Here is a 19,912-nt window from a genome sequence, read left to right as displayed (position 1 = left end):
GTCGACCCAAGACGGATGCCTATGAACCCGAATTTTCTGGATTTCGAACAGCCGATCGCTGACCTGCAAGCCAAGATTGAAGAGCTGCGTCTGGTAGGCAATGACAACTCGCTGAACATCGGCGATGAAATCTCTCGACTGCAAGAGAAGAGCAACACGCTCACCGAAAGCATTTTCGGCAACCTGACCAGTTGGCAGATCGCGCGCATGGCGCGTCATCCGCGTCGTCCGTACACGCTGGACTACATTCAACACATCTTCACCGAGTTCGACGAGCTGCATGGCGATCGCCACTTCTCCGACGACGCCGCCATTGTCGGCGGTATTGCCCGCTTGAACGACCAGCCGGTGATGGTGATCGGTCATCAGAAAGGCCGCGAAGTGCGCGAGAAGGTTCGCCGCAATTTCGGCATGCCGCGTCCCGAAGGCTACCGCAAGGCCTGCCGTCTGATGGAAATGGCCGAGCGCTTCAAGATGCCGATCCTGACCTTCATCGACACGCCGGGCGCTTATCCTGGCATCGACGCAGAAGAACGTAACCAGAGCGAAGCCATCGCCTGGAACCTGCGCGTGATGGCGCGCCTCAAGACGCCGATCATTGCCACCGTGATTGGCGAAGGCGGTTCGGGCGGCGCACTGGCCATTGGCGTGTGCGATCAACTGAACATGCTGCAGTATTCGACCTACGCGGTGATCTCGCCGGAAGGCTGCGCCTCCATCCTGTGGAAAACTGCAGAAAAAGCGCCGGACGCTGCTGAAGCGATGGGCATCACTGCCGAACGCCTGAAAGGCCTGGGCATCGTTGACAAGGTCATCAACGAGCCTCTGGGTGGCGCGCACCGTGATCCGGCCGCTGCCGCTGCATTGATCCGCGAAGAATTGAGCAGCCAACTGAGCATGCTCCAGAAGTTCGATAACGACGCGCTGTTGGCCCGCCGTTACGACCGCCTGATGAGCTATGGCCTTTAACCGGACCGTTCTGCAAGAAGAGCGTCACCGAACCCGGTGACGTCTCCCGGTCCGGCGAGCTTTAAGCAGGGTTAACCAGCATGAGCAAACCGGACAGCATCAAACTCGCACTCTCCAGACGTCTGCTGTTGCGCCTCGAACCCTGGCGCGCTGCAGCCGCCTGGCGCGTTGCATTCTCCGGTGGGCTCGATTCCACTGTCCTGCTTCACCTGCTGGCCGAACTGGCCAGGGTTCACGCGCTTCCTCCTCTGACCGCTGTTCACGTCAACCATGGCCTTCAGGCTGTGGCGGCCTCGTGGCCGGTGCATTGCCGGCAGATGTGTCAGATTCTGGGTGTGCCGATGGAGGTTATCGACGTCCAGGTACGCCCTGGCGCAAGCCTTGAGCAAGCGGCACGCGACGCTCGATACGCCGCGTTCAACTCGACCCTCGGGGTGGGCGAGGTGCTGCTCACTGCCCAGCACCGTGACGATCAGGCTGAAACACTGCTGTTCCGCCTGCTGCGCGGCGCCGGGGTGCGCGGACTGGCGGCCATGCCGGCACAGCGTCCTTTGGGCACAGGGCACTTGTTTCGGCCGCTGCTGGACGAATCCCGCGCTATTCTCGAGGCCTATGCCCGGGAGCAGGGTTTGAGCTGGATCGAGGATCCGAGCAACAAGGACAGCCGCTTTTCGCGCAACTACCTGCGCAGCCATGTGCTGCCACTGGTGACCACCCGCTGGCCCCAAGCGATCACGAGCATGGCCCGCAGCGCGGCACATCTGGCCGAAGCCCAGCAGTTGCTGGACGAGCTGGCCGTGCAGGACCTCGTCCTCGCCGATACGCCGTGCCCCTGGCCCTGGCTGGACATGCCCTCCCTTGAACTCGCACCGCTCGAAGCCCTGTCACCCGCCCGCCAGCGCAACGCATTGCGTCACTGGCTGGCGCCGCTCACTCGATTGCCCGATACCGATCACTGGGTGGGCTGGGATTCGTTACGCGATGCGGGGCCGGACGGTAGGCCCATCTGGCGGCTGGCCGATGGTCAGATGCACCGTGCCGAGGGGCGCATCTGGTGGCTGTCGGGGATCTGGCTGAAAAACGTCGCCGGCTCGCAGCACTGGTCGCTGGCCTCGCAACCTCTCACGCTGCCGGGCAACGGCATGTTGCAGATCCTCGGCGCTGCGCCTGCGGGCGGCTTGCATGTGCACTACCGCCAGGGCGGCGAAACCTTCGATGTTCCGGAGCGAGGCCGACGAGACCTTAAACGGCTGCTCAACGAGAAGGGCGTGCCGGTGTTTCTGCGCGGCCGATTGCCGCTGTTGTACCGCGGCGAGCAGTTATTGGCCGTGGCAAACCTTCCGGGACTGGACGCCAGCCCCCGTGGCGACTGGCGATTGCACTGGTTGCCACCGACGAATGACCAAAGTTTGAGCTGAATGGTCGTTTCCGGTAGACTACGCTCCCTTCTTGATACAGCTTATGTCGATCCTTCCGGAACGATGCAAGTTGCCGATTACCAGCCAGTTTTTACTGGGCGATTCTCAAAAATGTGGCGAGCCACGGACAGACCTTTTCAAGGCCGGTCGTTGACTTGGGCGCGACAGATTCGAAAATGCACAGTGAAACACGCAGGTTGTCGGGGGCTTCGGCCTTCCTTCGCTTTCCCCGGCGGCTCTGACCGCTTTAACGCAGACTTCTAGGGTTTTTCATGACGCGCTACATCTTCGTCACGGGCGGTGTTGTTTCTTCATTGGGGAAAGGCATCGCCTCGGCTTCATTGGCGGCCATCCTGGAGGCGAGGGGACTTAAGGTCACCATGCTCAAGCTGGACCCCTACATCAACGTCGACCCCGGCACCATGAGTCCGTTCCAGCACGGTGAGGTGTTCGTCACCCACGACGGCGCCGAAACTGACCTGGACCTGGGTCACTACGAGCGTTTCATTCGCACCACCATGACCCAGAACAACAATTTCACCACCGGCCGTGTGTACGAACACGTCCTGCGCAAAGAGCGCCGTGGTGATTATCTGGGCGCGACCATTCAGGTGATCCCGCACATCACCGACGAAATCAAGCGTCGCATCATCAAGGGCGCCGGCGATGCCGACGTCGCCATGGTCGAAATCGGCGGCACCGTGGGCGACATCGAGTCGCAACCGTTCCTCGAAGCGATCCGTCAGCTGCGTTTCGAAGTGGGCGCCAAGCGCGCCATGCTCATGCACCTGACACTGGTTCCGTACATCGCCACCGCGGGCGAAACCAAGACCAAGCCGACTCAGCATTCGGTGAAGGAACTCCGTTCGATCGGCCTGCAGCCAGACGTACTGGTGTGCCGCTCCGACCACCCGATCGACATCTCGTCGCGCCGCAAGATCGCGCAGTTCACCAACGTTGAAGAGCGCGCGGTCATCGCCCTCGAAGACGCCGACACCATCTACAAGATCCCGGGCATCCTGCACTCCCAGGGCCTTGACGATTTCGTCGTCGAGCGCTTCGGCCTGCAGTGCGGCAGCGCCGACCTGTCCGAGTGGGAAAAGGTCGTCGACGCCAAGCTCAATCCGGAACACGAAGTCACCATCGCGATGGTCGGCAAGTACATGGAGCTGCTGGATGCGTACAAGTCGCTGATCGAAGCGATGAGTCACGCCGGCATCAGCAACCGCACCAAGGTCAACCTGCGCTATATCGATTCCGAAGACATCGAGAATCAGGGCACCGGCCTGCTCGAAGGCGTCGACGCGATTCTCGTCCCGGGCGGCTTTGGTCTGCGCGGCGTCGAGGGCAAGATCACGGCCGTGCAGTTCGCTCGCGAAAACAAGGTGCCGTACCTGGGCATCTGCCTGGGCATGCAGGTGGCAGTCATCGAGTTCGCCCGTAACGTGCTGGGCTGGAAAGACGCCAACTCCACCGAGTTCGATCGCGCCAGCCAGCACCCGGTCGTCGGTCTGATCACCGAGTGGGAAGACGCCACCGGCGCTGTCGAAACCCGTACCGAAACCTCGGACCTGGGCGGCACCATGCGTCTGGGCGCACAGGAATGCCTGCTTGAACCGGGCTCTCTGGTGCACGATTGCTACGCCAACGACGTCATCGTCGAGCGCCATCGCCACCGTTATGAGGTGAACAACAAGCTGCTGCCGCAACTGGTCGAAGCCGGCCTGAAGATCTCCGGTCGCTCCGGCGACGGCGCGCTGGTGGAAGTGGTCGAGTCCGCTGACCATCCATGGTTCGTGGCCTGTCAGTTCCACCCCGAGTTCACCTCTACACCTCGCGATGGCCACCCGTTGTTCAGTGGTTTCGTCAAGGCAGCGCTTGCCCAACACCAGAAGAACGGCTGATAGGGATTTATCACATGGCACAGAAAATCATCCGCGTCGGCTCTATCGACATTGCCAACGACAAACCCATGGTTCTGTTCGGTGGCATGAACGTCCTGGAATCGCGCGACATGGCGATGCAGGTCTGTGAAGAATACGTGCGAGTGACCGAGAAACTCGGCATTCCGTACGTGTTCAAGGCCAGCTTCGACAAGGCCAACCGTTCGTCCGTGACCTCCTATCGCGGCCCGGGCCTTGAAGAAGGCATGCGGATTTTCCAGGACATCAAGCAAGCGTTCGGCGTGCCGATCATCACCGACGTGCACGAGCCTGAGCAGGCCGCTGCGGTGGCGGAAGTCTGCGACATCATCCAGTTGCCGGCCTTTCTGTCCCGTCAGACCGACCTGGTCGTGGCCATGGCCAAGACCGGCGCCGTGATCAACATCAAGAAAGCCCAGTTCCTCGCGCCCCACGAGATGAAGCACATCCTCGCCAAGTGCGTGGAAGCGGGCAACGATCAGTTGATCCTGTGCGAGCGGGGTTCGAGCTTCGGCTACAACAACTTGGTCGTCGACATGCTCGGTTTCGGCATCATGAAATCGTTCGAATACCCGGTGTTCTTCGACGTGACCCACGCCTTGCAGATGCCCGGCGGTCGCTCCGATTCCGCCGGTGGCCGTCGCGCCCAGGTCACGGATCTGGCCAAGGCCGGGATGAGTCAGGGCCTTGCCGGTCTGTTCCTGGAAGCCCATCCGGATCCGGACAACGCCAAATGCGACGGTCCTTGCGCCCTGCGTCTGGACAAGCTGGAGCCGTTTCTGGCTCAGCTCAAGGCGCTCGACGAACTCGTTAAAAGCTTCCCGACGATCGAAACGGCATAAAACCCGCTTCTCCGGCGCCGAGCCCTCCGGTAGAGTGCCGCTCGTTGTTTTCCCGACCAAAGGGTCGGGAAAATTGTCGTTTCAGGGCCTGCCCGTTGTCCTAGAGCCCTGAGACGCCGAATCGTTTTCCCAGCTGCGTCGTTTTCGTCAATCTTGGAGTGTTAACAACAATGGCAAAAATCGTCGACATCAAAGGTCGTGAAGTTCTCGACTCCCGTGGCAATCCCACCGTGGAAGCAGACGTGCTCCTCGACAACGGCATCATCGGCAGCGCCTGCGCGCCGTCCGGTGCTTCCACCGGCTCGCGTGAAGCGCTCGAGCTGCGTGATGGCGACAAGAGCCGTTACATGGGCAAGGGCGTTCTGAAGGCTGTGGCCAACATCAATGGCCCGATCCGCGACCTGCTGCTGGGCAAAGACCCGGTTGACCAGAAAGCCCTCGATCACGCGATGATTGAGCTGGACGGTACCGAAAACAAAGCCAGCCTGGGGGCCAACGCGATCCTCGCCGTGTCGCTGGCCGCTGCCAAGGCAGCTGCTCAGGATCAGGACCTGCCGCTGTACGCGCACATCGCCAACCTGAACGGCACGCCGGGTGTTTACTCGATGCCGGTTCCGATGATGAACATCATCAACGGTGGCGAGCACGCTGATAACAACATCGACATCCAGGAATTCATGATTCAGCCAGTGGGCGCCAAGACCTTTTCCGAAGGCCTGCGCTGGGGCACCGAGATTTTCCACCACCTCAAAGCGGTGTTGAAAGCACGTGGCCTGAACACTGCCGTGGGTGACGAAGGTGGCTTCGCGCCGAACCTGAACTCCAACGGCGACGCGCTGGACGCCATCGCCGAAGCCGTTGCCAACGCGGGCTACAAACTGGGCACCGATGTGACCCTGGCGCTGGACTGCGCAGCGAGCGAGTTCTACAAGAACGGCAAATACGTGCTGAGCGAAGAAGGCGAGTACGACTCGGCCGGTTTCGCCGACTACCTGGCTGACCTGGTCAGCAAGCACCCGATCATCTCCATCGAAGACGGTCTGGACGAGTCGGACTGGGATGGCTGGAAAGTCCTTACCGACAAGATCGGCGACAAGATCCAGCTGGTGGGCGACGACCTGTTCGTGACCAACACCAAGATCCTGAAAGAAGGCATCGACAAGAAGATCGGTAACTCGATCCTGATCAAGTTCAACCAGATCGGTACGCTCACCGAAACGCTGGAAGCCATCCAGATGGCCAAAGCTGCGGGTTACACCGCCGTGATCTCGCACCGTTCCGGTGAAACTGAAGACTCCACCATTGCCGACCTGGCCGTGGGCACCGCCGCTGGCCAGATCAAGACCGGTTCATTGAGCCGTTCCGACCGTATCGCCAAGTACAACCAGCTGCTGCGTATCGAAGAGCAACTGGGCGCCAAAGCGGTGTACCGTGGTCGCGGCGAGTTTCGCGGCTGATTGCAAAGATGGTAAAAAGGCAGCAGGCGTTGTAGGAGAAGTCACTGAAACGTGACTTCTCTTGTCGTCCTGATCCATAAGCCCGGTGACCACCGGGCTTATGGGCATTTGAAATGGTCGGTTTTGCTGTCTTTATTCGCCGGGTAACAGATATTCACAATGCGCAGTCCTAACTGGTTGTTCCTCGTTCTGCTTTTGATGCTCGCTGGCTTGCAGTATCGCCTATGGGTAGGTAATGGCAGTCTCGCGCAGGTGGCCAGTCTGACGCAGCAAATCGCCGATCAACACGCCGAAAACGATGCTTTGCTGGAGCGCAATCGGGTCCTCGACGCGGAAGTGCTGGAGCTGAAAAAAGGCCTCGAAACCGTTGAAGAGCGGGCCCGTCATGAACTGGGCATGGTCAAGGACGGCGAAACCCTCTATCAGTTGGCACAGTGACGTTGGCGTAATGACTCAATCCCTTCCTGCCTTCTGGGCAGTGATTCCCGCAGCGGGCGTTGGCGCGCGCATGGCGGCAGACCGTCCCAAGCAATACCTGCAACTGGGCGGCCTCACGATTCTTGAACACAGCCTGCTTTGCTTTCTCGATCACCCCCGGCTCAAGGGCCTGGTGGTCAGTCTGGCTGTGGATGACCCGTATTGGCCTACGTTGCCTTGCGCGCTGGATTCCCGTATTCAGCAGGTCGCGGGCGGCAGAGAGCGTGCGGACTCGGTGCTCAATGCGTTGCTGCACCTGCACGCCAACGGCGCCGATGACAACGATTGGGTGCTGGTGCATGACGCTGCGCGCCCGAATCTGGCGCGTTCGGACCTCGACACCTTGCTGGGTGAACTGGCGGAAGATCCGGTCGGCGGCTTGCTCGCGGTGCCGGCGAAAGACACCCTCAAGCGTGCCGACGCCAATGGCCGCGTGACCGAAACCGTGGACCGCAGCCTGATCTGGCAGGCCTACACGCCGCAGATGTTTCGTCTGGGTGCGCTGCACCGGGCGCTGGCGGACAGTCTGGTGTCGAATGTGGCGATCACCGATGAAGCTTCGGCCATCGAGTGGGCCGGGCAATCGCCGCGTCTGATCGAAGGGCGCGCGGACAACATCAAGGTCACCCGCCCGGAAGACCTTGAATGGCTGCGTCAGCGTCGAGTCGAATTCAACGGCTGATCTGTTTGCAATAAAGGCGGGTACATTCGCTGACTTTGCTTGTGTAGGAGCGCGCTTGCCCGCGAACGCGGTAGGTCTGCACCGTCGTTGCAGCCTGCCCCAGTGCATTCGCGGGCAAGCGCGCTCCTACAAAGGATCGGCATGATTGCTGTACTCATCCCGCGACGCCAATCCCGTCTTCAGATAATCCACCAGCTTTCTCACCTTGGGCGACAGATGCCGCTGCTGCGGGTACAGCGCCCAGACCGCGGTGTTGGGCGGCTGATGGCCTTCCAGCAACGACATCAGCGCACCCCGCTTGAGATGTTCCAGCACGTAGTAATCCGGAAGCTGACACAGCCCGACCCCGCGCAACGCCGCATCCAGCACCGCCTGACCACTGTTGCAGCGCCAGTTGCCTTGCACCCGCTGGGAAAATTCCCGCCCGTTTTGCTGCAACAACCAACTGTCCGAGCTGCCGATCAGGCAGTTGTGTCGCGCCAGTTCCGACACGCTGTGGGGCCGGCCGTACCGTTCGAGATAAGCGGGTGAGGCGCACAGGTACATCTTGCGTGGCGCCAGTCGGGCGGCCATCAATCGTGACTCCTGCAAGCGACCCAGCCGGATCGCCAGGTCCAGGCCTTCATGCACCAGATCCAGCGTGTTGTTGGTCAGCTCGATGTCCACGCGCAGTTGCGGGTATTCCTCCATGAAGCGTGTCACCAGCGGTGCGATGAACCGCTCGCCGTACGCCACGGCGCAGGTCATCCGCAGCAGCCCCTTCGGCTCGCTGGTCAGGTCCGTGACCGCACGCAGCGCTTCTTCGCGTCCGTCCTGCAAACGCTGGCAGTGATGCAGAAACGTCTGACCCGCTTCGGTCAGCGCGACCTTCCGGGTGCTGCGATAGAGCAGGCGTGTCTGCAAACGCTCTTCGAGCCGGGCGATCTGGCGACTGATGTGCGACGACGAAACCCCCAGCCGCTCAGCAGCGGCGGTGAACTGCCCACATTCCGCGACGGCAACGAACTCATCCAGACCTTCCCAGCAATTGATCTGCATCGATTGTCCCTGTACAGCATTAATGTTTTGCTTTCAGGCGGATTATTCATCAGCCAGCACTGTATTACACTCCGGGCTCGTATTTATTTAGCTGGAGATCATGATGATCAAGTCACGTGCTGCCGTTGCCTTCGCGCCCAATGAACCACTGCAGATCGTCGAAGTGGACGTTGAAGCCCCGAAAGCCGGCGAAGTGTTGATTCGTACCGTCGCATCCGGCGTTTGCCACACCGATGCCTACACCCTGTCCGGCGCCGATTCCGAAGGCGTCTTCCCGTGCATCCTCGGGCACGAAGGCGGCGGCGTCGTTGAAGCCATCGGCGAAGGCGTGACCTCCCTCGCGGTGGGCGACCACGTCATTCCGCTGTACACCGCCGAATGCCGCGAGTGCAAATTCTGTAAATCCGGCAAAACCAACCTCTGCCAGAAAGTCCGCGCCACCCAAGGCAAGGGCCTGATGCCCGACGGCACCACCCGCTTCAGCTACAACGGCCAGCCGATCTATCACTACATGGGCTGCTCGACGTTCTCCGAATACACCGTGGTCCCGGAAATCTCCCTGGCGAAAATCCCCAAGGAAGCGCCGCTGGAGAAGGTCTGCCTGCTGGGTTGCGGCGTGACCACCGGCATCGGCGCGGTGCTGAACACGGCCAAGGTCGAGGAGGGCGCCACTGTTGCGGTCTTCGGTCTCGGCGGTATCGGCCTGGCGGCGATCATTGGCGCAAAAATGGCCAAGGCCTCGCGCATCATCGCGGTCGACATCAACCCGTCCAAATTCGACGTGGCCCGTGAACTGGGGGCGACGGAATTCGTCAATCCGAAAGACCACGACAAGCCGATTCAGGAAGTGATCGTCGAAATGACCGACGGCGGCGTCGATTACAGCTTCGAGTGCGTAGGCAACGTCAACCTGATGCGTGCGGCACTGGAATCCTGCCACAAAGGCTGGGGCGAATCGGTGATCATCGGCGTCGCCGGCGCGGGTCAGGAAATCTCCACCCGTCCGTTCCAGCTGGTGACCGGTCGCGTCTGGCGCGGTTCGGCCTTCGGTGGCGTCAAAGGCCGCACCGAACTGCCAAGCTACGTCGAAAAAGCGCAGGCCGGCGAGATCCCGCTGGACACCTTCATCACCCACACCATGGGCCTGGACCGGATCAACGAAGCCTTTGACCTGATGCACGAAGGCAAAAGCATTCGTACGGTCATTCATTTCTGACAAGCAGCGGTAAGCGACAAGCTTCAAGCCGCAAGTGGAGGTGAGTCAGGACTCCTTGCTGCTTACCGCTTGAAGCTTGCCGCCCGGAGATCCCCATGAGTCTGGAAAACATTTCGTGCCAGAAAAGCTTTGGCGGCTGGCACAAGCGTTACAAACATCACTCCGAGGTGCTCGGCTGCGACATGGTGTTCGCGGTGTATCTGCCGCCGCAAGCGGAGCAGGGCGGCAAGTTGCCCGTGGTCTATTGGCTGTCCGGACTGACCTGCACCGATGAAAACTTCATGCAGAAGGCCGGTGCGCTGCGCGTGGCGGCGGAGCTGGGACTGATCATCGTGGCGCCGGACACCAGCCCGCGCGGCGCCGACGTGCCGGATGATCCTGACAACGCCTACGACTTCGGCCTGGGCGCCGGCTTTTACCTGAACGCCACCGAGCAACCGTGGGCGCGGCACTACCGCATGTACGATTATGTGATCAGCGAGCTGCCCGCGTTGATCGAGGCGCACTTCCCGGCCTCGGACAAACGCAGCATCAGCGGACATTCCATGGGTGGCCATGGCGCGCTGGTCGGCGCGTTGCGCAACCCGGGCCGCTATCAATCGGTGTCGGCATTCTCGCCTATCTGCAATCCGATGGATTGCCCCTGGGGGCAGAAAGCCTTTTCCCGTTACCTGGGCGAAGACCGTTCGCGCTGGCGTGAATGGGACGCCAGCGTGCTCATCGCCGAGGCCACCGAGCGCTTGCCGTTGCTGGTGGATCAGGGAGATCGCGACGACTTCCTCGGCAATCAGCTCAAGCCGGAATCACTGGTTCAGGCTGCAAAGGCGGCCGGTCATCCTCTGGAATTGCGCATGCAGCCGGGGTACGACCACAGCTATTACTTCATCGCCAGCTTCATCGAAGACCACTTGCGCCACCACGCCCGAGCCCTGGCCGGCTGACGAGTTCGCCTTCAATTGCAGCGTCTCGGGCAATTGAGCGCGGGCCGGCCCTAATCTCGGTCAAAGTAGGTAGAATCACGCCCTGACTTTTTCAGGGCGTTTTTTTATGCGTATTGGCCACGGCTACGATGTGCACCGTTTCGCTGAAGGCGATTTCATTACCTTGGGCGGCGTGCGGATTGCGCACACGTCGGGTTTGCTCGCGCATTCCGATGGCGATGTAGTGCTGCATGCGTTGAGCGACGCCCTGTTGGGTGCTGCCGCGCTGGGCGACATCGGCAAGCACTTCCCGGACACCGATCCGCAATTCAAGGGCGCCGACAGCCGGGTTCTGCTTCGTCACGTGCTCAAGCAAGTGCAGGGCAAGGGCTGGAAGGTCGGCAACGTCGACGCCACCATCGTTGCCCAGGCGCCGAAGATGGCCCCGCACATCGAAAGCATGCGCGCCTTGATTGCCGAAGACCTGCAAGTCGATATCGACCAGGTCAACGTCAAGGCCACCACCACTGAAAAGCTTGGCTTCACCGGCCGCGAAGAAGGCATCGCCGTGCACGCCGTTGCGTTGTTGATCAGCGCATGACCGAGCTCGAACTGCTGGGTCCGAGCGCCTACGGCGATGCGTTGGGTACTGCCGTGCTGAAGGCGACCGCCGAAGACTTCCAGGTTGATGAAGTCCTCGACATCCCGCTTTCCGGGGATGGCGAGCACCTGTGGCTGTGGGTCGAAAAACGCGGACTGAACACCGAGGAAGCCGCCCGGCGTCTGGCCAAGGCGGCCGGCGTGCCGTTGCGAACCGTCGCCTACGCCGGTTTGAAGGACCGTCAGGCGTTGACCCGCCAGTGGTTCAGCATTCAGCTGCCGGGCAAGGCCGATCCGGACATGTCGGTGGCACAGAACGATTCTCTTAAGATCCTCGACAGCAAACGCCATAAGCGCAAATTGCAGCGGGGCGCCCACGCCGCCAATGGTTTTACGCTGCGTCTGACGCAATTGCAGGCCGACAAGGCCGCGCTCGACGCACGTCTTGAGTCGATCAAACAACACGGCATCCCCAATTATTTTGGCGCCCAGCGTTTCGGCCATGAAGGCGGGAACCTCGGTGAAGCCCGGCACTACGCCGAGCGTCAGGCCCTGCCCGAGCAGCGCAATGTGCGCTCTCGGTTGCTCTCCACCGCCCGCAGCTACCTGTTCAATCAGGTCCTGGCCGCGCGGGTCGTCGATGGCAGCTGGCAACGAGCGCAAGTGGGCGATCTGCTGGCGTTCACCGACAGCCGCAGCTTTTTCCCCGCAGGGGAAGCCGAATGCAGCGACCCGCGGCTGGCGATCCTCGATCTGCACCCGACAGGGCCGCAGTGGGGCGAGGGAGATTCCCCGGCGTCCGGCGCCACCGCCGAGCTTGAAAACAGCATCGCGGCGCGCGAGGCGTCGCTCTGTAACTGGTTGATAAAAGCGGGAATGGAGCATGAACGGCGCATCCTGCGACTGCCCATCGGGCGGTTGACGTGGCATTATCCCGAGCCTGACATTCTGCAACTGGAATTCGTCCTGCCGGCCGGATGCTTCGCCACCGCATTGGTGCGCGAACTCGTCGATCTCGCGCCAGCAGGGCAGACGGACAGCTCATGCGTATTCTGATTTCAAATGATGACGGGGTTATGGCCCCCGGGCTTGCTGCGCTCCATGGCGCGCTGGCCGGGTACGCCGAGTGCGTGGTGATTGCCCCCGATCAAGACAAAAGCGGCGCGAGCAGTTCGCTGACGCTGGACCGGCCGTTGCACCCGCACACCCTGGACAACGGCTTCATCAGCCTTAACGGCACGCCCACCGATTGCGTCCATCTCGGACTCAACGGCCTGCTGCCCGATGAGCCGGACATGGTCGTTTCGGGCATCAATCTGGGGGCCAATCTGGGTGACGATGTGCTCTATTCAGGCACCGTCGCTGCGGCGCTGGAAGGCCGTTTTCTGCAACGCCCGTCATTTGCCTTTTCATTTTTGTCACGTCAGGTCGATAACCTGTCAACCGCCGCGCACTTTGCCCGGCTTCTGGTCGAAGCCCACGAGCGCCTCGACCTTCCACCCCGTACCGTATTGAATGTGAACATCCCTAACCTGCCGCTGGCACACGTGCGTGGTATCCAGCTGACCCGTCTTGGTCATCGCACCCGTGCGGCGGCGCCTGTGCGCGTGGTCGACCCGCGCGGAAAGGCCGGTTACTGGATCGCTGCTGCCGGAGATGCCGAGGACGGCGGGCCGGGCACCGATTTCCACGCCGTGATGCAGGGTTACGTGTCGATCACCCCGTTGCAGCTGGATCGTACCTATCAGGACGGTTTCAACAGCCTGAACGCATGGCTGGAGGGAATGGCCTGATGTCGCGTGAGCAAGATGATCTGTTACGACGTGGCGTGGGGATGACTTCCCAGCGTACCCGCGAGCGTCTGATTCAACGGTTGTGCGAAGAAGGCATCGCCAACACCCAGGTGCTGGACGTCATTCGCAAGACCCCTCGACACCTGTTCGTCGACGAGGCCCTGGCGCACCGCGCGTACGAAGACACCGCGCTGCCGATCGGCAACAACCAGACGATCTCCCAGCCTTATATGGTGGCGCGCATGAGCGAGCTGCTGTTGGCGGCAGGTCCCCTGGATAAGGTGCTGGAGATCGGTACTGGCTCGGGCTATCAGACCGCGGTGCTGGCGCAACTGGTGGAGCGTGTGTTCTCCGTCGAGCGCATCAAGGTGCTGCAGGACCGCGCCAAGGAACGCCTCGTCGAGCTGAATCTGCGCAACATGGTGTTTCGTTGGGGCGATGGCTGGGAAGGCTGGCCGGCGCTCGCGCCCTATAACGGCATCATCGTCACCGCAGTGGCCACCGATGTACCTCAGGCGTTGTTGGACCAACTGGCACCCGGCGGTCGTCTGGTGATTCCGGTGGGTTCGGGCGAAGTGCAGCAACTGATGCTGATCATCCGCGAGGAAAACGGCTTCTCCCGGCATGTGCTGGGCGCCGTTCGTTTCGTCCCGTTGCTCAACGGACCGCTGGCCTAAGCGCTATTTTGCGGCGGCAATGAATTCCACAAGACGCAGCCGGTCTACAGGCTGGCGTTTTGCGACGATGCTTCGGTTGTTTGCCGCAGCGCCGTTTCACACCATATTTTTCGTGGCTGCCTGTCTTTTCATGACGCAGGGCAGTTTCTTCTTCAGTCACCGGTAAAGGGAGTGGCGGGTGAGTCTCACAGTCATTCGGCAGCGTAGTGCTTCAACAAGTTTTCAGCGTCTGGTGATTGGAGTTGCCCTGAGTATCCTTCTGGTCGGCTGCTCCAGCACGCCATCGGGCGGCGTGCGGGTTGTCGACCGAAACGGCAAGTCGACGGTGCCGACACGTCAGCCGGTCACCACCGGTCAGTACGTCGTGAAGCGCGGCGACACGCTGTTTTCCATTGCATTCCGTTACGGCTGGGACTGGAAAGCGCTGGCCGCACGCAATAATATTCCAGAGCCGTTCACCATTCATGTGGGTCAGACGATCCGTTTCGACGGGCGCGCCAGCTCGCCGTCCACGGCAGTGGCTTCTGGTTCGGCCAGCGTTCCGCAGACCACCACGAGCAGTTCGACATCGCCTTCCGGGTCGCTGAAAACCACCGTGATTTCAAGGCCCGTAGGCGCTGTCGCCGCCACGACGCCTCCGCCGACCAGCAACTCGACGACCACGCCAGTCAACACAACGGTGGTCACTGGCGCCCGCTCGCCAAGCGGCTGGACATGGCCGACCAGCGGCGTTTTGATCAGCAAGTTCTCTTCAAACGGTAGTTTGAATAAAGGAATTGATATCGCTGGTGATTTGGGACAGCCTGTTTTGGCCGCGTCTGATGGGACCGTGGTATACGCCGGGAGTGGATTAAGGGGCTACGGCGAGTTGGTCATCATCAAACACAGCGATACCTACGTCAGTGCATACGGACATAACCGTCGGCTCTTGGTTCGGGAGGGACAACAGGTCAAGGCAGGGCAAAGTATTGCCGAGATGGGCTCGACGGGAACGGACCGGGTGAAACTGCATTTCGAGATTCGCCGCCAGGGTAAACCTGTAGATCCACTGGAATTCTTGCCACGTCGCTGATCGGTTGTCAGCCTGTTCCTGCGTAGAGGGGATAGGCTCAAGTGCTGCCATGGAAGAAGGCGTCACTGGAGCTTGAGGTCGAACTCACCAAAGGACTATAACAATGGCTCTCAGCAAAGAAGTGCCGGAGTTTGACATAGACGACGAGGTCCTCCTGATGGAGCCCGTAATCGTCCTGGATTCTGCAACGGATGAGAAGCCAGCTACACCTTCTGTTCGTGCAAAACCCAAAAACTCTGCAGCGCTCAAACAGCATAAGTACATTGATTACACGCGGGCACTGGATGCTACGCAGCTGTATCTCAATGAAATCGGCTTTTCTCCCCTGCTCTCCCCGGAAGAAGAAGTTCACTTTGCGCGACTGTCGCAAAGCGGCGATCCGGCTGGGCGTAAACGCATGATTGAGAGCAATCTGCGGCTGGTCGTGAAAATCGCCAGACGCTACGTCAATCGTGGTCTGTCATTGCTGGACCTGATCGAGGAGGGCAATCTGGGCCTGATTCGAGCGGTCGAAAAATTCGATCCAGAGCGCGGATTCCGGTTCTCGACCTACGCCACCTGGTGGATTCGTCAGACCATCGAGCGCGCGATCATGAATCAGACGCGCACGATTCGTCTGCCGATCCATGTCGTCAAAGAGCTCAACGTCTACCTGCGCGCCGCCCGGGAGCTGACGCAAAAGCTGGATCACGAACCCTCTCCCGAAGAAATCGCCAACCTGCTGGAGAAGCCGGTCGGTGAGGTCAAGCGCATGCTGGGCCTCAACGAGCGCGTGTCTTCGGTGGACGTGTCGCTGGGTCCTGATTCGGACAAGACGCTGCTCGACACGCTGACCGACGATCGTCCTACCGATCCATGTGAGCTGCTTCAGGACGATGATCTGTCCCAGAGCATCGATCAATGGCTCTCCGAGCTGACCGACAAACAGCGTGAAGTCGTTGTCCGTCGCTTCGGGTTGCGCGGGCATGAAAGCAGCACCCTTGAAGACGTCGGGCTGGAAATCGGCCTTACCCGCGAGCGTGTAAGGCAGATACAAGTGGAAGGGCTGAAACGCCTTCGCGAGATTCTCGAGAAGAATGGTTTATCCAGCGAGTCACTCTTTCAATAGGCGCTGAGGGTTGGCGCAAGTTACATCAGGCAATACGAAAGCCCCGACGCGTCGGGGCTTTTTTATGTCGGTTGAATGTACTTTTGATGGACTTTCCATGACGGCTTCTTGATACGGAAACGATCATTTTCACAATCGGGTAAGTGATGCTTACTCAGGCTGTAAGCCGTTTCTTACACGTTATGTGAGTTATCGTCTCTTCTTTAGCGGATCATGTCTCCGTCAGTTGAAAGCCGATGGTTATCTCATTGATTTAATTGTTAATTTCAAACTAGCGCCGGCCAGCGGCTGAATTTTCCTGAAAACTCTGAGCCCTTGCCCTGATCGTTTAAATCACTAATATCAGTCCTGTACCGACGGATTGGTACAGGCGGTCAAGGAAGACTGCTCAAGGACATCGCAGGATGCGATTCATCAGGATGATGAACAAGGATTGAAGGGATTATGGAAAAAATGTGGGCGGGTCAGACCGCCCCTTTTTTCGTCTGCAGAAAAGTGAGGCTTTAGCAGAGCCCCATGAAAAAAAGCCCCGAAGGGCCTTTTTTATCAGCAAGCGCTTAGCGCTCCAGATCGGCGATCTTGCCGGTCTTGCCGTCCCACTCCTTGGCATCCGGCAGCGGGTCTTTGCGTTCCGTGATGTTGGGCCAGATGTCAGCCAGCTCTGCGTTCAGCTGAATGAAATTCTCCATGCCGGCCGGAATCTCGTCTTCCGAGAAGATCGCATTCGCAGGGCATTCAGGCTCGCACAGGGCGCAGTCGATGCACTCGTCCGGGTGAATCACCAGGAAGTTCGGGCCTTCGTAGAAGCAGTCCACCGGACAGACTTCTACGCAGTCGGTGTACTTGCACTTGATGCAGTTGTCGGTGACGACGAAGGTCATTTCTAATTCTCTCCTCAGGCGGCGGCAGCAAGGCCGTTCAGTCCGGCTTGCCAGGTACGGGACGTCCCCCGGCCGTAAAACTCAGCTTCTCGAGCAACGCGGCAGGCAGGGTGTCCTGCGCGGCGATGTCCGACCTTGGTTCGCTGCGTTCAAACGCGGCCAGGTGCGCTGTAAAGCCAGGCTAAAAGCTCACAGCGTCCCGAACCGCGCGGGATTCTAACAGCTTGTTACGAATCACGTTAGATGCGTGTCTTCATCGAATACAACAACTCAAGCGCCTGTCGCGGCGTCAGGTCGTCGATCTTCAGGTTCGACAACTCGTCCAGCACGGGGTGCGGCAGGCTTGCAAACATGTCGCTCTGCATCGGCAGCGGTGGTTTGCCAGGCTTGGCCCTGGGCTGCTCGTGGGGCAGGCTGGTGGTCTCCAGACGCAACAGATGCTCCTTGGCCCGCGTGATGACGCGCCCCGGCACGCCGGCCAGTTGCGCCACGGCCAGACCATAGCTCTGGCTCGCCGGGCCCGGCAGCACGCGGTGCAGGAAGACAATGCGCTCGTTATGCTCGGTGGCATTCAGATGCACGTTGGCCACCAGCGGCTCGCTTTCCGGCAACACGGTCAGCTCGAAGTAATGCGTCGCGAACAGCGTGTACGCGCGCAGCTGGGCGAGGCATTCTGCCGCAGCCCACGCCAGGGAAAGCCCGTCGAAGGTGCTGGTGCCACGTCCGACTTCATCCATCAGCACCAGGCTTTTGTCGGTGGCGTTATGCAGAATGTTCGCCGTCTCGCTCATCTCCACCATGAAGGTCGAGCGCCCGCCGGCCAGGTCGTCGCTTGAACCGATCCGCGTGAAGATGCGGTCGACCAGCGAGAGTTCGCAGCTCGCCGCCGGCACGAAGCTGCCGATATGCGCCAGCAGCACGATCAAAGCGGTCTGGCGCATGTAGGTGGATTTACCGCCCATGTTAGGACCGGTGATGACCAGCATGCGCGTGCTGTCGTTCAAGTCTAGGTCATTGGCCACGAATGGCGACGACAAGACCTGCTCCACCACGGGATGACGACCTTGCTCGATGCGCATGCACGGCTCATCGGTGAAGCGCGGCCGGTTCAGGTCCAGGTTCAGCGCACGCTCGGCCAGGTTGCTCAGCACATCCAGCTCGGCCAGTGCGGCGGCGGTGTCCTGCAGCGGCGCGAGGTGACTGATCAGGTCGTCCAGCAGCGTCTCATAAAGCATCTTTTCCCGAGCCAGTGCGCGGCTCTTGGCCGACAAGGCCTTGTCTTCGAATTCCTTGAGCTCAGGGGTGATGAAACGCTCCGCGCCTTTCAGCGTCTGGCGACGGATGTAGTCAGCCGGCGCCTGTTCCGCCTGCTTGCTCGGCAGCTCGATGAAGTAGCCGTGCACGCGGTTGTAGCCGACCTTGAGGTTGGCCAGCCCGGTGCGCGCCTTCTCCCGGGTTTCGAGATCGATGAGGAACTGCCCGGCGTTCTCGCTCAGCGACAGCAACTCATCGAGCTCGGCGTCGTAACCGGTCTTCAGTACGCCGCCGTCGCGAATGACGGCAGGCGGATTGTCGATGATCGCGCGTTGCAGCAGGTCGGCCAGCTCCGGGTAGGTACTCGCGGTTTTCGCCAATTGCTGAATGTGTGGCGCTTCAAGTTCGGCCAGTGCCAGCTGCAATTCGGGCAGGGCGCCGAGGGCATCACGCAGCCGCGCCAGGTCTCGCGGGCGGGCGTTGCGCAGGCCGATACGCGCAAGAATGCGCTCGATGTCGCCGATTTCTTTCAGTTGCGGCTGCAGGTTCTCGAAGCGGTAGCGCTCAAGGAAGCAGCCGATCGACTCTTGCCGGGCCTGAAGGATGCGCAGATCGCGCAGGGGACGGTTCAGCCAGCGAGTGAGCAGGCGCGTCGCCATGGCGGTCTGGCAGCGATCCATCACCGACTGCAGGGTGTTGTCGCGCCCGCCCGCCAGGTTGGTGTCGAGTTCCAGGTTGCGGCGGCTGGCGCCGTCCAGAATCACCGTGTCGTCGAGACGCTCATGGCGCAGGCTGCGCAAGTGAGGCAATGCCGTGCGCTGGGTTTCCTTGGCGTAAGCCAGCAGGCAGCCCGCTGCGCCGATTGCCAGGGTCAGGTTCTCGCAGCCGAAGCCTTTCAGATCCTGGGTGGAAAACTGCTGGCACAAACTTTTGTGCGCCGAATCGCGCTCGAAGTCCCACGGCGCGCGACGACGGGCACCGCGGCGTTTCTCTGCCGGCAGGCCTTGTGGCCAGTCATCGGGAATCAGCAGCTCGACCGGATTGATCCGCTCAAGCTCGGCCAGCAGGTTTTCCCAGCCCTTGATTTCCAGCACGGTGAAATTGCCGCTGGTGATGTCCAGAACGGCAAGGCCGAACAGGCGTTCGTCACCCAGTACGGCGGCGATCAGGTTGTCCCGACGCTCGTCCAGCAACGCTTCGTCGCTGACGGTGCCTGGGGTGATGATGCGCACCACCTGACGATCAACCGGCCCTTTGCTGGTCGCCGGATCGCCGATCTGTTCGCAGATCACCACCGACTCGCCCAGCTTCACCAGCTTGGCCAGATAGCCTTCCGCCGCGTGATAGGGGATGCCGCACATGGGAATGCTTTGCCCCGCTGACTGACCGCGGGCGGTCAACGTGATGTCGAGCAGCTTGGCCGCCTTCTTGGCGTCTTCGTAGAAGATCTCGTAGAAGTCACCCATGCGATAGAACATCAACTGGTCCGGGTGCTGATTTTTCAGCCGCCAGTATTGCTGCATCATGGGCGTGTGCGAGGAGAGGTCGGAAATTGCTTTATTCATCAGGTATTTAGGCAAATTCTG

The 19,912-nt window shown here is 60.6% G+C and carries 18 protein-coding genes; 15 read left to right on the top strand and 3 right to left on the bottom strand.

Features of this window, described 5'->3' with window-relative positions; all coding sequences use genetic code 11:
- Positions 1–21 precede the first annotated feature (21 nt).
- The 7 genes from ACQKEN_RS05015 (at position 22) to ispD (ending at position 7,767) form a co-directional block, all read left to right on the top strand.
- Positions 22–969 (top strand): acetyl-CoA carboxylase carboxyltransferase subunit alpha, encoded by a 948-nt coding sequence (locus ACQKEN_RS05015; protein ID WP_065989826.1) that lies wholly within the window; start codon positions 22–24, stop codon positions 967–969.
- A gap of 80 nt (positions 970–1,049) precedes the next feature.
- Positions 1,050–2,387: a tRNA lysidine(34) synthetase TilS gene (gene tilS / locus ACQKEN_RS05010; protein ID WP_427684097.1), complete on the top strand. Its 1,338-nt coding sequence runs from the start codon at positions 1,050–1,052 to the stop codon at positions 2,385–2,387.
- A 272-nt stretch (positions 2,388–2,659) separates the two neighbouring features.
- Positions 2,660–4,291: a CTP synthase gene (locus tag ACQKEN_RS05005; RefSeq protein WP_037014220.1), complete on the top strand. Its 1,632-nt coding sequence runs from the start codon at positions 2,660–2,662 to the stop codon at positions 4,289–4,291.
- A gap of 14 nt (positions 4,292–4,305) precedes the next feature.
- The gene (gene kdsA, locus ACQKEN_RS05000; protein ID WP_122622970.1) at positions 4,306–5,151 is read left to right on the top strand and encodes a 3-deoxy-8-phosphooctulonate synthase; all 846 of its coding nucleotides are present in this window, start codon (positions 4,306–4,308) and stop codon (positions 5,149–5,151) included.
- A 170-nt stretch (positions 5,152–5,321) separates the two neighbouring features.
- Positions 5,322–6,608, top strand: a complete 1,287-nt coding sequence (gene eno, locus ACQKEN_RS04995) for a phosphopyruvate hydratase (RefSeq protein WP_074891281.1) — start codon at positions 5,322–5,324, stop codon at positions 6,606–6,608.
- A 159-nt stretch (positions 6,609–6,767) separates the two neighbouring features.
- A complete protein-coding gene (ftsB, locus tag ACQKEN_RS04990) occupies positions 6,768–7,046 on the top strand; it encodes a cell division protein FtsB (protein ID WP_037014212.1) in 279 nt (92 codons plus the stop codon).
- A 10-nt stretch (positions 7,047–7,056) separates the two neighbouring features.
- Positions 7,057–7,767: a 2-C-methyl-D-erythritol 4-phosphate cytidylyltransferase gene (gene ispD / locus ACQKEN_RS04985; RefSeq protein WP_427684094.1), complete on the top strand. Its 711-nt coding sequence runs from the start codon at positions 7,057–7,059 to the stop codon at positions 7,765–7,767.
- Between the two features lie 126 nt (positions 7,768–7,893).
- Here ispD and ACQKEN_RS04980 read toward each other — a convergent pair whose 3' ends face one another.
- Positions 7,894–8,799, bottom strand: a complete 906-nt coding sequence (locus tag ACQKEN_RS04980; RefSeq protein WP_427684255.1) for a LysR substrate-binding domain-containing protein — start codon at positions 8,797–8,799, stop codon at positions 7,894–7,896.
- A 109-nt stretch (positions 8,800–8,908) separates the two neighbouring features.
- Between ACQKEN_RS04980 and ACQKEN_RS04975 the strand changes: the two genes are divergently transcribed.
- The 8 genes from ACQKEN_RS04975 to rpoS all read left to right on the top strand — a co-directional run bounded on the left by ACQKEN_RS04975 (position 8,909) and on the right by rpoS (position 16,191).
- The gene (locus ACQKEN_RS04975) at positions 8,909–10,021 is read left to right on the top strand and encodes an S-(hydroxymethyl)glutathione dehydrogenase/class III alcohol dehydrogenase (RefSeq protein ID WP_122537380.1); all 1,113 of its coding nucleotides are present in this window, start codon (positions 8,909–8,911) and stop codon (positions 10,019–10,021) included.
- Positions 10,022–10,110: 89 nt separating this feature from the next.
- Positions 10,111–10,962 (top strand): S-formylglutathione hydrolase, encoded by an 852-nt coding sequence (gene fghA, locus ACQKEN_RS04970; protein WP_427684253.1) that lies wholly within the window; start codon positions 10,111–10,113, stop codon positions 10,960–10,962.
- 106 nt (positions 10,963–11,068) lie between these two features.
- Positions 11,069–11,542, top strand: a complete 474-nt coding sequence (gene ispF, locus ACQKEN_RS04965) for a 2-C-methyl-D-erythritol 2,4-cyclodiphosphate synthase (RefSeq protein ID WP_122622973.1) — start codon at positions 11,069–11,071, stop codon at positions 11,540–11,542.
- Positions 11,539–12,597 carry a tRNA pseudouridine(13) synthase TruD gene (gene truD / locus ACQKEN_RS04960; protein ID WP_427684092.1) on the top strand — a complete coding sequence of 353 codons (1,059 nt, stop codon included), beginning with the start codon at positions 11,539–11,541 and terminating at the stop codon, positions 12,595–12,597. The genes ispF and truD overlap by 4 nt, the downstream gene beginning before the upstream one ends.
- Positions 12,585–13,334, top strand: a complete 750-nt coding sequence (surE, locus tag ACQKEN_RS04955) for a 5'/3'-nucleotidase SurE (protein ID WP_427684090.1) — start codon at positions 12,585–12,587, stop codon at positions 13,332–13,334. Before truD ends, surE begins: the two co-directional genes overlap by 13 nt.
- Before the next feature lie 41 nt (positions 13,335–13,375).
- Positions 13,376–14,011, top strand: a complete 636-nt coding sequence (locus tag ACQKEN_RS04950) for a protein-L-isoaspartate(D-aspartate) O-methyltransferase (RefSeq protein ID WP_172610991.1) — start codon at positions 13,376–13,378, stop codon at positions 14,009–14,011.
- A gap of 178 nt (positions 14,012–14,189) precedes the next feature.
- Positions 14,190–15,083, top strand: coding sequence for a peptidoglycan DD-metalloendopeptidase family protein (locus ACQKEN_RS04945; RefSeq protein ID WP_427684089.1), 894 nt, complete (start codon positions 14,190–14,192; stop codon positions 15,081–15,083).
- 103 nt (positions 15,084–15,186) lie between these two features.
- Positions 15,187–16,191 (top strand): RNA polymerase sigma factor RpoS, encoded by a 1,005-nt coding sequence (gene rpoS, locus ACQKEN_RS04940; RefSeq protein ID WP_065989798.1) that lies wholly within the window; start codon positions 15,187–15,189, stop codon positions 16,189–16,191.
- 557 nt (positions 16,192–16,748) lie between these two features.
- Here the strand turns inward: rpoS and fdxA are convergent.
- Both fdxA and mutS read right to left on the bottom strand, forming a co-directional pair.
- On the bottom strand, positions 16,749–17,072 hold the full coding sequence (gene fdxA, locus ACQKEN_RS04935) for a ferredoxin FdxA (RefSeq protein ID WP_427684086.1): 324 nt from the start codon (positions 17,070–17,072) through the stop codon (positions 16,749–16,751).
- 239 nt (positions 17,073–17,311) lie between these two features.
- A complete protein-coding gene (mutS, locus tag ACQKEN_RS04930) occupies positions 17,312–19,879 on the bottom strand; it encodes a DNA mismatch repair protein MutS (RefSeq protein ID WP_427684251.1) in 2,568 nt (855 codons plus the stop codon).
- Positions 19,880–19,912: the final 33 nt, after the last annotated feature.

The sequence above is a fragment of the Pseudomonas sp. NPDC078416 genome (assembly GCF_050268485.1).
GTDB lineage: Bacteria > Pseudomonadota > Gammaproteobacteria > Pseudomonadales > Pseudomonadaceae > Aquipseudomonas.
The sequence above is the reverse complement of the archived record's forward strand: the minus strand, read 5'-3'. Positions and strand labels throughout refer to the sequence as shown.